Below are 12,442 nucleotides of genomic sequence, written 5' to 3' on the forward strand. Positions count from 1 at the left end.
CGTTAGCCAAGTTGCTCAAAAGGTGTGGGGTCCCCTGCTCCGACCCGCATAAGTTTCACTACGTCGTCGGCTAAATCAACGATAGTTGTCGGTGCTTCGCCACGATGTTCGCCATCAATAATCACATCGACTTGACGCTCTAACTGCTCACGCACTTCATAGGGATCAGACTCCGCAAACTCGTTATCGCCAAGAATTAAACTGGTCGACATGAGTGGCTCACCTAAAACTTCGAGTAACGCCATCGTTATTGGATCGTCAGAAACCCGTATGCCGATTGTTTTGCGCTTAGGGTTTAGCAGGCGTTTAGGAACTTCTTTCGTCGCCTTCAAAATAAAGGTGTACTGGCCTGGGGTATTATTTTTTAACAAGCGAAACGCGGTATTATCGACTCGCGCATAAACTGAAAGCTCCGATAAATCGCGACACATAAGCGTAAAGTGATGATCTTTATCGATTTCTCTGATACGACAAATACGCTCCATCGCATTTTTATCACCTATGCGACAGCCAATGGCATACCCTGAGTCCGTTGGATAAACCAGCACTCCACCTTGCATAACATGCTGCACCGCTTGCTGAATAAGCCGTGGCTGCGGATTCTCTGGATGGATCGTGAAATACTGACTCATAGTTACTCGACTACCTTAATTAGTTATGTTGCTTGCCAATTTTGCCATATTGGCACAGTGTCGGGAGGTAAACAAAGATTTTTGCCCAGTTCACGCCACGGTCGCGGACCATGAAAATCCGACCCTACCGAGGCGGCCAAACCTAGCTCTTTAGCCATCGTAGCTAACGCCAAACGTTGTCCGGGGCTCTGCTGACTAATGGCGACTTCAACACCGTCAAGGCCGTCACTTTTGGCTTCTCGAAGTAATTTCCGCAACCACTTATTACTCAATTGGTAGGCATGTGGATGGGCCAATACAGCAGAGCCTCCCGCGGCGTGAACGGCATCAATCGCCTGTGCAAAATCACACCATTCGGTCGCACAGTATGCCTGTTGTCCCTTGCCTAGATAACGCTTGAAAGCACTATCAAAGTCTTTCACCCACCCTTGTTCAACAAGCGCTTCTGCTAGATGTTTCCGGGTTGGCATGGTGAGATCTGCCGATAGCGGCGGTGTTACTTCAATACCCGCCTTGTGTAACTTACTTAACATATACTGGTAACGCTCATGACGAAGTTGCTGTTGGCTCGCTAGTAACTCCAGCAAAGCTGGATGATGTGGATCGACGTTTAAGCCGACCAAGTGAATTTCGAAATTCTGCCAGCTACAGGTGATTTCTACGCCATTAATCAGCTCAATATCAAGTTCATGGGTAGTGATCGCAGCTTCCGCATCAGCCAACCCGGCAACGGTATCATGGTCGGTCAACGCTAAGTGAGTCACGCCATGCGCAGCGGCGCGTTGTACCAGTTCCTCGGGCGCCAGCTCGCCATCGGAAAAGTGGCTATGGCAATGCAAATCGTAAAGTGTGCTCATAGTTCTGCCGCCAGTTCAGCGCCTTGCCGAATCGCGCGCTTGGCATCTAACTCTGCGGCGACATCAGCACCACCGATTAAGTGCACCGACTGGCCGGCAGATTCTAGTTCATCGTGCAACTCGCGCAACGGCAATTGCCCTGCACAGGTCACAATGGTGTCGACTTCGAGTAACTTCTGTTCACCATCGACCTCGATCCATAAGCCCTCATCGGTAATACGCTGATAGGTGACGCCGGCAACCATATGCACACCTTTCTTCTTCAACGTCGCGCGGTGAACCCAGCCCGACGTCTTACCTAAACCTTTCCCCACTTTGCTGGTTTTACGTTGCAATAACCACACCTCGCGTGACGTCGTTTCGGGCTTACCCTGCATCAAACCACCGCGCTCATGATAGTCTTTATCAACTCCCCAAATCTCCGCCCACTCATCGGCATTAAGGGTCGGTGATGCTTCAGTCGTAAGGTATTCTGCGACGTCGAAACCGATACCTCCTGCACCAATCAGCGCAACCTTATTGCCCACGGCTTTATGGTCTCGCAATACATCGATATAGCCCATCACTTTAGGGTGATCAATGCCCTCAATATCAACTTTGCGCGGTACCACGCCGGTCGCCAAAACCACTTCGTCAAACTGCTCAGCTAACAAGCTGGCGGCCGTTTGCTGTTGCCCTAGGTGTAAGGTCACACCGGTAGCCTTGAGTTGGTTGTTAAAATAGCGCAGGGTTTCATAAAACTCTTCTTTGCCTGGTATTTGCTTCGCATAGTTGAATTGCCCGCCTATTTCGTTTTTGGCATCAAATAAATGTACTTCATGTCCGCGCTCTGCCGCATAGCTACTAAAAGCTAAGCCAGCAGGGCCGGCACCCACCACCGCGATGCGTTTTTTCTGGCGGGTCGGCTGCATTACAAGCTCGGTTTCATAGCACGCTTGCGGGTTCACCAAACAACTGGCGCGTTTGTTCTCAAATACGTGATCAAGACAGGCTTGGTTACAAGCGATACAGGTATTAATTCGATCGGCTTGTTGCGCTTCGGCTTTCACTACAAAGTTTGCATCAGCAAGTAAAGGGCGTGCCATGGAAACCATATCAGCTTCGTCTTTGGCAAGTATTTGCTCAGCAATTTCCGGGGTGTTTATGCGATTCACCGCGACAATCGGTATCGATAGTTCTTGTTTCACTCGTGCAGTGATCCAGCTAAACGCCCCACGCGGAACTGAGGTAACAATGGTTGGTACGCGTGCCTCGTGCCAGCCAATACCGCTATTAATTAAGGTTGCCCCCGCTTGTTCGATGCCCTTGGCCAACTCGATGACTTCATCGTACTCATGTCCCTCAGGTACAAGGTCCAGCATTGATAGGCGGTAAATAATAATAAAGTCAGGGCCAACGGCCTCGCGAACGGCCCGCATAATGGCAAGAGCAAAGCGCGAACGGTTTTCGAACGAACCGCCCCAGCGGTCGGTGCGCTTGTTTGTTCTCGGGCATAAAAACTGGTTGATTAAATAGCCTTCTGAGCCCATCACCTCAACGCCATCGTAGCCTGCTTTTTGCGCTAACGTTGCACACCGGGCAAAGTGCTTGATGGTGGTGAGAATTTGTCGTTCAGACATAGCTTTCGGCGTAAAAGGAGAAATAGGCGCTTTGAGTTTACTCGGCGCCACCGAAAAGGGGTGATAGGCATAACGACCGGTATGCAAAATCTGCAAACAAATCTTGGTATCATGGCGATGCACCGCCGAGGTGATTTTTTTATGCTTGGCGACATGCCATGGGCGGCTTAATTCAGAACCGAATGGCTGTACGCGACCTCGAAAGTTAGGGCTAATACCACCCGTAACAATCAGTCCAACCCCACCTTTTGCGCGGGCTTCATAGAATGCAGCTAGTTTTTCGAAGCCCTGCTTCTCTTCTTCTAAGCCAGTGTGCATAGAGCCCATGAGGACTCGGTTTTTAAGCTTGGTAAAACCTAAATCTAAAGGTTCTAAAAGATACGGGTAGGAATGTGCCACAGTGACCTCAACTTAAACGGTTGTTTGAATTATATCACTGTACTTATTTCACCGCTTGGCGGCAAGTACCAAGGTCGCCAAGCGGTGAATTCTTTAAGCGCGTATCTCGTCGACTATTAGCTAGAAGTAATAGCCAATATTAATGTTGAAACGCGTATTATAGTCCGTTGCATTACCTGCCATCGTACCGCCAATGAAAGGTTGGTTTTTCGCCGTAACCAAATCAAAGTAGGTATAGAGTCCGCCGGCAGAGACAGCAACACCAAGTACGTTCATCACCGTATCTTCTCCGCCGCCACGCTTATCAGTCATTAAACTGTAATCGTTGTAGAACGTAAGATTAGATACCGGCCCAAATTGTACTGGCATACTATAAGCAATGTTTGCCGTATACAGCGTCGCTTTGCTAGGAATCGTGTCATAAAAGGCATAGGCCCCCACCACGATACCGTTGTTCGCCATATCCATGTCATAGTCGTATTGACTAACTTGTCCCATAAAGGTCCAGCGATCGACTGAATAGACACCATGCACCGCAACCGCGCTGCGATCGCCAACATCATCGGTGCCGTCATTCATTTTGCCGAACTGACCCGACAAGCCCCACTCAAAGCTTTGTCCGTCGTCCAACGCATATTTGCGTGCGACACGCGCGGCAAAACTATTTGACTCACCTACTGCTACGTTAGGTGTATCGTAAATGCCTTCACCAGCTAACCTAACTCCCAACGGGTCATAGGCATAGCGGTCTTCGCGATTACTGACAAAACCATCAACACCACCTTGCTCATCATTTTTGAAGAAGGCGATATCAAAGTCCCACTCGGGATCACGATAACGAAGCTTAACTCCGGCATCATGGTCGTCTTCTAAGCCAACATAGAAGTTCGAGCTAAAGAAGTAGCTGTTGGAATTGTAGGGCGTTATACCAAAGGGGACTTTAGTAATCCCCACTTGGCCCTGCCAGTTTTCATTAAAGTTATAACCGACCCACGCATGCTGAACCGACTCCATGTATTGGAACCAACGATACTGCGCCGACAAAATAACATCGCCGATTGAACCGCTGTAGTCTAACCGAAGCAGGTCGAAATCAAAGTCGCCAACACGGTCTTTGTTACCGTCGTTGTAGTCTTCCCATACATATTGAGCTCGCACCGCACCACCGATTGAAATCGGCGCATTTTCGGCGCTCTCAACATCCTCTTCTAAGCGCTCGACGCGTGCCGCTAACGCAGTATTGCTGTTGATTCTTTTCCGCGGTGCAACCGCTTCAGCACGAGGGCCATCACTTTGCTCTTGCTGCTCAGCGTTCGCCACAACTTCGACTTCTTCTTCAACTTCTTTCTCAACTTGCTGTTGGCCCGCAAGCCGGGCTTCTAACTCTTCCACACGGTCTTGCAGTCGTTGCATTTGTTGCAACACTTCTTGCATTTGCGCCGCGGATACTTCGCCCCCTTGCTGCACCTGCGCTAAGGCAGGTGCAGCTAAGACAGCGCTTACACACATAGCTACTATCTGTTTTTTCATTAGAGTTCTCCTTACCGTAAAACATGCAAGAAATGCATGTGCTTATGGTAATGGTCAATGACATCACCGATCACTGCATCACGCGACCACCCAAGAATGTCGTAATCTTGGCCGCCTTCACGTAGGTGCACCTCGGCGCGATAGTATTTCTGTTCTTCAGCGACACTGCTTGGATCCGCATCAGCGTGGATAAACGCCGGTTGAATATGGCTGACCAAGTTAACTTGGTAGACAAAGTCTATCTCGTCACCATGCACCACTCTAAACACCGCTTGTTCGCCATGGTCAGTGTCGATTTTCACCGTTAAACCGCTTTCGCCCATTTCTTTCGAAACCTCGTCGAACGCGGGCTGCACAACCTGTTGTAAGAATCGTTGACCCACTTGCTTACTTGGGAAATCGATAATGTTGTGCAAGCGTTCACGCCAGCTCTTATTACTCATCGCGGTATTGGTCAAGTAATTATTCTGTAACGCTTCGCGCTTATGAATATCAACCCTGAGCGCCTTAATCAGCCCGTAGGTTGCTATCATCAGAATAATGGTAAACGGCAAGGCACTAGCGATTGTCATGGTTTGCAGTGCACCTAAACCACCCGCTAACAGCAATACGATTGCCACTGCGCCTTCACCGCTGGCCCAGAAAATTCTCTGCCATACCGGTGTATCATCACGACCGTTTGAACACAGCATATCAACGACCATGGAACCGGAGTCGGACGAGGTAACGAAGAATACGATCACCATAACCGTAGCTAAGCCAGACAAAAATGAACTGAAGGGGAATTGTTCTAAGAAGGCAAACAGTGCCACCGAAACGTCCTCTTGTACGATTTCGGCTAACTCTGTGGCTCCTTCGTTCAGAATCATATCAATGGCTGAGTTACCAAAGAACGTCATCCACATGAGGGTGAAACCTGCGGGTACTAATAGCACACCGGCAACAAACTCACGGATGGTACGACCACGCGAAACACGTGCGATGAAAAGGCCAACAAAAGGTGCCCAACTTAACCACCAGCCCCAATAGAAAACTGTCCAACCACCAATCCAGTCGGTCTTCTCGTAGGCAAATAAGTTAAAGGTATTGCTGACTAACTCCGAAACGTAAGAGCCGGTATTTTGTACAAACGCTTGTAACAAGAACACCGTCGGCCCAGCCAATAACACAAACAACAATAACAGTACGGCCAGCCCCATATTTAATTCTGATAAGCGGCGGATGCCTTTATCCAAGCCGGTAGTCACCGATATAATTGCCAGCAAGGTTACACCCACGATAAGCATAACTTGCACTAAGTTACTTACCGGAATATCGAACAAATAGCCAAGCCCGGAGTTAATTTGTGCTACCCCGTAACCTAGCGAAGTTGCCACACCGAACACGGTACCAATGACCGCAAACACGTCTACCACATGCCCTATCGGCCCATAAATACGGTCACCGATCATCGGGTAAAGCGCAGAACGCAGCGTCAGTGGTAGCCCATGTCGATAGGCAAAGAAAGCTAAAATCAGTGCAACGATGGCGTAAATAGCCCAAGCATGAAGGCCCCAATGGAAGAAGGTAATCTTCATCGCCTCTCGTGCGGCTTCGGTAGTGCCCGACTCAATCACCGGTGGTGCCATGAAGTGCATCACGGGTTCTGCAACACCGAAGAACATCAAGCCGATGCCCATACCGGCAGAGAACAACATTGAAAACCAGGTGAGCTTGGAATAGTCCGGCGACGCATGGTCGGGACCTAACTTTATGGTGCCAAACTGCGAGAATCCAAGATAAACAACGGACAGCAGGATGATGGCGACGGCCATCACATAGAACCAACTTAGGTTGGTGAGAATTGACGATTGAACAGATTGAAAAAGACTGTTGGCTCCCTCGGGAAATATCGCCGTGAAAAGAAGAATGATAAAGATCAACCCAGCTGCACTATAAAACACAGGCGGATTGAGACGCGCTTTATCGGAAGATGCCATACGTCTTACTCCTTTTGGTTTTTTTATTTCCATTAATTATAGAGAGTTATGCGCAAGATGCGAATTTGGATCAAAAAAAAGGCTTCCTAAGTGGAAGCCTTTTATAATCACATCAATTATCTAACGATTAGATAACTTCTGCACGCTCTACAATTTCAACAAGTGCCCAAGACTTAGTCTTAGATACTGGACGAGTTTCGCGAATAATCACGGTATCGCCAGTTTTGCACGAGTTGTCTTCGTCGTGTGCATGTAATTTAGTAGTACGAGAAATGTACTTACCGTATACAGGGTGTTTAACCCGACGCTCAATAGCAACAGTGATAGACTTGTCCATCTTATCGCTAATTACACGACCCTGCAGAGTACGAACACGTTTTTCTTCAGCCATTACGCACCTGCCTTCTGATTCAGAATAGTCTTCACACGTGCGATATCACGACGCACTTGCTTCAACATGTGAGTTTGATTCAGCTGACCAGTCGCTGATTGCATACGCAGATTAAACTGCTCGCGACGCAAACCCAGCAATTCTTCTTGCAGCTGCTCAACGGTTTTATCATTAAGTTCGTTAGCTTTCATCACATCACCGTCCGAGATACAAAGATGGTTTTGAATGGCAGCTTACGTGCCGCAAGAGTGAACGCTTCACGCGCCAGCTCTTCCGAAACACCGTCGATTTCATACAGGACACGTCCTGGCTGAATTTGAGCTACCCAGTATTCCACGTTACCTTTACCTTTACCCATCCGCACTTCAAGAGGTTTCTGAGTAATTGGCTTATCAGGGAATACGCGAATCCAAATTTTACCCTGACGTTTAACGTGGCGTGTCATGGCACGACGAGCCGCTTCGATTTGACGCGCAGTCATACGACCACGGTCAACAGCTTTCAAACCGAAAGTACCGAAGCTAACTTTGTTACCTGCTTGCGCCATACCACGGTTGCGGCCCTTGTGGACCTTACGGAATTTAGTACGCTTTGGTTGTAACATTTAGTATCTCCTTACTTACGGCCTTTAGGGCGCTTGGTTGGAGCTTGTGGCTTCTCTTCGACTGGCATACCGCCCAGTACTTCACCACGGAAAACCCAAACTTTCACACCGATGATGCCGTAAGTGGTATTTGCTTCAGCAGTTGCGTAATCGATATCTGCACGCAGTGTGTGCAACGGTACGCGACCTTCACGGTACCATTCAGTACGGGCAATTTCTGCACCGCCTAAACGACCGCTTACTTCCACTTTGATACCCTTGGCGCCAAGACGCATTGCGTTTTGTACCGCACGCTTCATAGCGCGACGGAACATTACACGACGTTCTAGCTGACCAGTAATGTTTTCAGCAACCAGTTGTGCGTCCAATTCAGGCTTGCGCACTTCTGAGATGTTGATTTGAGCTGGCACGCCAGTCAATTTTGAAACTGCTTGACGCAGCTTCTCAACATCTTCACCTTTCTTACCGATGACCACGCCTGGGCGTGCAGTATGAATGGTGACACGGATGCTTTTCGCAGGACGCTCGATTACGATGCGTGAAACTGAAGCGTTGCTCAGTTTGTTACGCAGTAATTCGCGAACCTGGTGATCACTGTGCAGGTTATCGGCAAAATCTTTTGTATTCGCGAACCAGGTTGCATTCCATGGTTTGGTGATACCTAGGCGAATACCATTAGGATGTACTTTCTGACCCATAATTTATCTCCTAGCTATCTGATACAACCACAGTAATGTGGCTGGTACGCTTAAAGATACGATCAGCACGACCTTTCGCACGAGGCTTGATGCGTTTCATGGTTGGACCTTCGTCTACCATTACTTTTGCAACTTTAAGCTCGTCGATGTCGGCTCCTTCGTTGTGTTCAGCATTCGCGATAGCTGACTCCAACACCTTTTTCAGCAGACCAGCTGCGTCTTTAGGGCTGTAGTTCAAAACATCCAGTGCTTTCGCAACTGGCAAACCGCGAATTTGGTCAGCAACCAACCGGCCTTTCTGCGCAGATAGGCGGGCGAACTTGTGAATAGCAATAGCTTCCATCTTGTGTCTCCCTTACCGTTTCTTCGCTTTCTTATCAGCAGCGTGGCCGCGATAAGTACGGGTTGGTGCAAATTCACCTAGCTTGTGACCAACCATTTCGTCAGAGACGAAGACTGGTACGTGCTGGCGACCGTTATGAACAGCAATTGTTAGGCCGATCATATCAGGGATAATCATTGAACGACGGGACCAAGTTTTAATTGGCTTTTTGTCCCCGGCTTCCAACGCTTTCTCCACCTTATTTAGCAGGTGAAGGTCAATAAATGGACCTTTTTTAAGAGAACGTGGCATGTTTAATCCTCAACTCTTATTTGTTGCGACGACGTACGATGAATTTATCAGTACGCTTGTTCTTACGGGTCTTATAACCCTTAGTCGGTGTACCCCAAGGAGTAACCGGATGACGACCACCTGAAGTACGACCTTCACCACCACCGTGTGGGTGATCAACTGGGTTCATCGCCACACCGCGAACGGTTGGACGAACACCACGCCAGCGCGTTGCACCAGCTTTACCCAATTGACGCAGCATGTGTTCTGCGTTGCCGACTTCACCGATGGTTGCACGACATTCCGACTGAATCCGGCGAACTTCGCCAGAACGCAGACGTAAAGATACGTAACCGCCATCGCGAGCCAAAACCTGTACGTATGCGCCAGCTGAACGAGCCATCTGAGCGCCTTTACCAGGCTTCATTTCGATTGCGTGTACTACAGAACCTACTGGAATGTTACGCAGTGGTAATGTATTACCCGGCTTGATCGGTGCGTCTGAACCAGACTGAACTTTATCACCAGCTTTCATGCCTTTTGGAGCAAGAATGTAGCGACGTTCACCGTCTGCATACAGAACCAATGCGATGTTTGCTGAACGGTTTGGATCATATTCCAAACGCTCAATTTTCGCAGGGATACCGTCTTTGTCGCGTTTAAAGTCGACCATACGGTAGTGATGCTTGTGACCACCGCCGATGTGACGAACTGTAATACGACCATTGTTGTTACGACCACCGTGTTTGCTGTTTTTGTCCAGCAACGGCGCGTAAGGTTTACCTTTGTACAGGTCTTCGTTAACCACTTTAACAACGTGGCGACGACCCGGAGACGTAGGCTTACACTTAACTAATGCCATGTGAATTCCTCCTATTACTCAGCGCCGCCGACAAAATCGATGTCAGCACCTTCTTTAAGGGTGACATACGCTTTTTTCCAGTCACTACGCTTACCAAAGCGCATACCAGAACGTTTGGTTTTGCCTTTCACGTTGACTGTACGAACGCGTTCAACTTCAACCTCGAACAGTTTTTCAACTGCTGCTTTGATTTCAGACTTGTTTGCATCGGTTGCAACTTTGAAAACAACGGTATTTGCAGACTCAGCCGCAACTGTTGATTTCTCAGAAACATGAGGGGCGATAATCACTGTAAGTAAACGTTCTTCACGCATCATGATAATACCTCCTCAAGTTGCTTCACTGCGTCCGCAGTCATAAGAACTTTTTCGAAAGCAATCAAGCTAACTGGGTCAACGCCTTGAACGTCGCGTGCATCAACCTTATGCAGGTTGCGTGATGCTAAGAACAAGTTTTCATCAAGTTCTTTGGTCACGATAAGCACGTCGGTCAAATCCATTTCTTTCAGTTTGGCTGACAATTGCTTAGTCTTTGGTGCTTCAACACCAAAGCTCTCTACCACGACTAAACGGTCCTGACGAACCAGTTCAGACAAGATGCTTTTCATTGCACCGCGGTACATCTTTTTATTTACTTTCTGAGCGTGGTTTTGTGGTTTAGCTGCGAAAGTCGCACCACCACTACGCCAGATTGGGCTGCTAGCTGTACCCGCACGAGCACGGCCAGTTCCCTTTTGGCGCCACGGCTTTTTGCCGCCGCCAGAAACTTCAGAACGCGTCTTTTGCGCTTTAGAGCCCTGACGAGCACCAGCAGCATAAGCGACGACAACCTGATGAATCAAAGCTTCGTTGAACTCACGTCCAAAAGTAGCTTCGGAAACCTCAAGAGCGCCTTTTGCGTCTTTAAATGTTAATTCCATCACCATTCTCCTCGGACGTTACGCCTTAGCCTTGACTGCTGGCTTGATGACAACATCACCGCCAGTAGCACCAGGGACAGCGCCGCGAATAAGCAACAAACCACGCTCAGCGTCTACGCGTACAACTTCAAGAGTCTGTACGGTAATTTGTTTGTTACCCATCTGACCTGCCATTTTCTTACCTTTGAATACCTTACCAGGAGACTGGTTTTGACCGATAGAACCCGGAGCACGGTGTGCTAACGAGTTACCATGGGTAGCGTCCTGAGTACGGAAATTCCAGCGCTTAACAGCACCTTGGAAACCTTTACCTTTAGAGATACCGGTAACGTCTACTTTTTTGGTGTCCGCAAAAATATCTACGGTGATTTCAGAACCTACTGCGAAATCTTCACCTTCGTTGTCTTCTAGGCGAAATTCCCAGAGACCACGACCTGCTTCTACACCCGCTTTCGCGAAGTGGCCAGCAGCTGGTTTGTTTACGCGGTTCGCTTTTTTGTCACCTGTTGTAACTTGAAGCGCACGATAGCCGTCCGTTTCCTCAGTTTTAACCTGAGTCACACGGTTTGCAGTCACTTCAATCACAGTAACAGGTACAGAAGCGCCGTCTTCTTGGAAGACACGTGTCATTCCGACTTTACGACCGACTAGACCAATAGCCATTGTTAAAACCTCTCGTGTGTAATCCTATTACTGCCCGATTAACCCAAGCTAATCTGAACATCAACGCCAGCTGCAAGATCAAGACGCATAAGCGCATCTACAGTCTTATCAGTTGGGTCCATGATGTCGATCAAACGTTTGTGGGTACGGATCTCGTACTGGTCACGCGCATCTTTGTTCACGTGTGGTGAAGTCAACACGGTGAAACGTTCTTTGCGCGTAGGCAGAGGGATTGGACCACGTACCTGAGCACCAGTGCGTTTTGCAGTTTCGACAATCTCTGCAGTCGACTGGTCTATCAGACGGTGATCGAACGCTTTCAGTCGAATCCGAATTCTTTGATTAGCCATAAAAAATCAAAGCCTCAAATAATAAAGAGCATTTAAAAAAGAGCACAGAAAAAAACCTACACCCTGGCAGCATACCGGGCGAGGTATTTTCAACGAAAATTCCATTCAATCCCCTATCGGGATTGCTGTGGCAACCAACTACCGATTGTTTACTTACCTAAAAAGCCCCGAAGGGATTAACAACCGTGGCGGCGAATTATACAGAGAAGTGAGGCAAAAGCAAGGGCGATGTTCGATGTTCGATGTTCGATGTTCGATGTTCGATGTTCGATGTTCGATGTTCGATGTTCGATGTTCGATGTTCGATGTTCGATGTTCGATGTTCG

At 48.4% G+C, this 12,442-nt stretch carries 16 protein-coding genes; all 16 read right to left on the minus strand.

The features are described 5' to 3' along the window. Positions 1–2 precede the first annotated feature (2 nt). The 16 genes from PSI9734_RS04725 to rpsJ all read right to left on the minus strand — a co-directional run bounded on the left by PSI9734_RS04725 (position 3) and on the right by rpsJ (position 12,116). Positions 3–632: an L-threonylcarbamoyladenylate synthase gene (locus tag PSI9734_RS04725; protein ID WP_173919928.1), complete on the minus strand. Its 630-nt coding sequence runs from the start codon at positions 630–632 to the stop codon at positions 3–5. 23 nt (positions 633–655) lie between these two features. Continuing rightward, the gene (locus PSI9734_RS04730) at positions 656–1,489 is read right to left on the minus strand and encodes a PHP domain-containing protein (RefSeq protein ID WP_173919929.1); all 834 of its coding nucleotides are present in this window, start codon (positions 1,487–1,489) and stop codon (positions 656–658) included. Next, positions 1,486–3,507 (minus strand): NADPH-dependent 2,4-dienoyl-CoA reductase, encoded by a 2,022-nt coding sequence (locus PSI9734_RS04735; protein WP_173919930.1) that lies wholly within the window; start codon positions 3,505–3,507, stop codon positions 1,486–1,488. Before PSI9734_RS04735 ends, PSI9734_RS04730 begins: the two co-directional genes overlap by 4 nt. 120 nt (positions 3,508–3,627) lie before the next feature. Further along, positions 3,628–5,037 (minus strand): porin, encoded by a 1,410-nt coding sequence (locus PSI9734_RS04740; protein WP_246194726.1) that lies wholly within the window; start codon positions 5,035–5,037, stop codon positions 3,628–3,630. Positions 5,038–5,048: 11 nt separating this feature from the next. Next, positions 5,049–7,016: a BCCT family transporter gene (locus PSI9734_RS04745; protein ID WP_173919931.1), complete on the minus strand. Its 1,968-nt coding sequence runs from the start codon at positions 7,014–7,016 to the stop codon at positions 5,049–5,051. A gap of 127 nt (positions 7,017–7,143) precedes the next feature. Further along, positions 7,144–7,407, minus strand: a complete 264-nt coding sequence (rpsQ, locus tag PSI9734_RS04750; protein ID WP_126762619.1) for a 30S ribosomal protein S17 — start codon at positions 7,405–7,407, stop codon at positions 7,144–7,146. Further along, the gene (rpmC, locus tag PSI9734_RS04755; RefSeq protein ID WP_173919932.1) at positions 7,407–7,598 is read right to left on the minus strand and encodes a 50S ribosomal protein L29; all 192 of its coding nucleotides are present in this window, start codon (positions 7,596–7,598) and stop codon (positions 7,407–7,409) included. The genes rpsQ and rpmC overlap by 1 nt, the downstream gene beginning before the upstream one ends. Further along, complete coding sequence (gene rplP / locus PSI9734_RS04760; RefSeq protein WP_126762622.1) at positions 7,598–8,011, minus strand: 50S ribosomal protein L16; 414 nt, start codon at positions 8,009–8,011, stop codon at positions 7,598–7,600. The genes rpmC and rplP overlap by 1 nt, the downstream gene beginning before the upstream one ends. Before the next feature lie 11 nt (positions 8,012–8,022). After that, positions 8,023–8,709, minus strand: coding sequence for a 30S ribosomal protein S3 (gene rpsC, locus PSI9734_RS04765; RefSeq protein WP_173919933.1), 687 nt, complete (start codon positions 8,707–8,709; stop codon positions 8,023–8,025). Between the two features lie 10 nt (positions 8,710–8,719). Then, positions 8,720–9,052 (minus strand): 50S ribosomal protein L22, encoded by a 333-nt coding sequence (rplV, locus tag PSI9734_RS04770; protein WP_126769551.1) that lies wholly within the window; start codon positions 9,050–9,052, stop codon positions 8,720–8,722. Between the two features lie 12 nt (positions 9,053–9,064). Beyond that, a complete protein-coding gene (gene rpsS, locus PSI9734_RS04775) occupies positions 9,065–9,343 on the minus strand; it encodes a 30S ribosomal protein S19 (protein ID WP_173919934.1) in 279 nt (92 codons plus the stop codon). 16 nt (positions 9,344–9,359) lie between these two features. Beyond that, complete coding sequence (gene rplB, locus PSI9734_RS04780; RefSeq protein WP_173919935.1) at positions 9,360–10,184, minus strand: 50S ribosomal protein L2; 825 nt, start codon at positions 10,182–10,184, stop codon at positions 9,360–9,362. Positions 10,185–10,198: 14 nt separating this feature from the next. Beyond that, a complete protein-coding gene (rplW, locus tag PSI9734_RS04785; RefSeq protein WP_173919936.1) occupies positions 10,199–10,501 on the minus strand; it encodes a 50S ribosomal protein L23 in 303 nt (100 codons plus the stop codon). Then, positions 10,498–11,103 carry a 50S ribosomal protein L4 gene (gene rplD, locus PSI9734_RS04790; RefSeq protein ID WP_173919937.1) on the minus strand — a complete coding sequence of 202 codons (606 nt, stop codon included), beginning with the start codon at positions 11,101–11,103 and terminating at the stop codon, positions 10,498–10,500. The genes rplW and rplD overlap by 4 nt, the downstream gene beginning before the upstream one ends. Before the next feature lie 18 nt (positions 11,104–11,121). Beyond that, positions 11,122–11,766: a 50S ribosomal protein L3 gene (rplC, locus tag PSI9734_RS04795; protein ID WP_173919938.1), complete on the minus strand. Its 645-nt coding sequence runs from the start codon at positions 11,764–11,766 to the stop codon at positions 11,122–11,124. A 38-nt stretch (positions 11,767–11,804) separates the two neighbouring features. Further along, on the minus strand, positions 11,805–12,116 hold the full coding sequence (gene rpsJ / locus PSI9734_RS04800; RefSeq protein WP_053954198.1) for a 30S ribosomal protein S10: 312 nt from the start codon (positions 12,114–12,116) through the stop codon (positions 11,805–11,807). Positions 12,117–12,442 lie beyond the last annotated feature (326 nt).

This window comes from Pseudidiomarina piscicola (genome assembly GCF_902806985.1).
Lineage (GTDB): Bacteria > Pseudomonadota > Gammaproteobacteria > Enterobacterales > Alteromonadaceae > Pseudidiomarina > Pseudidiomarina piscicola.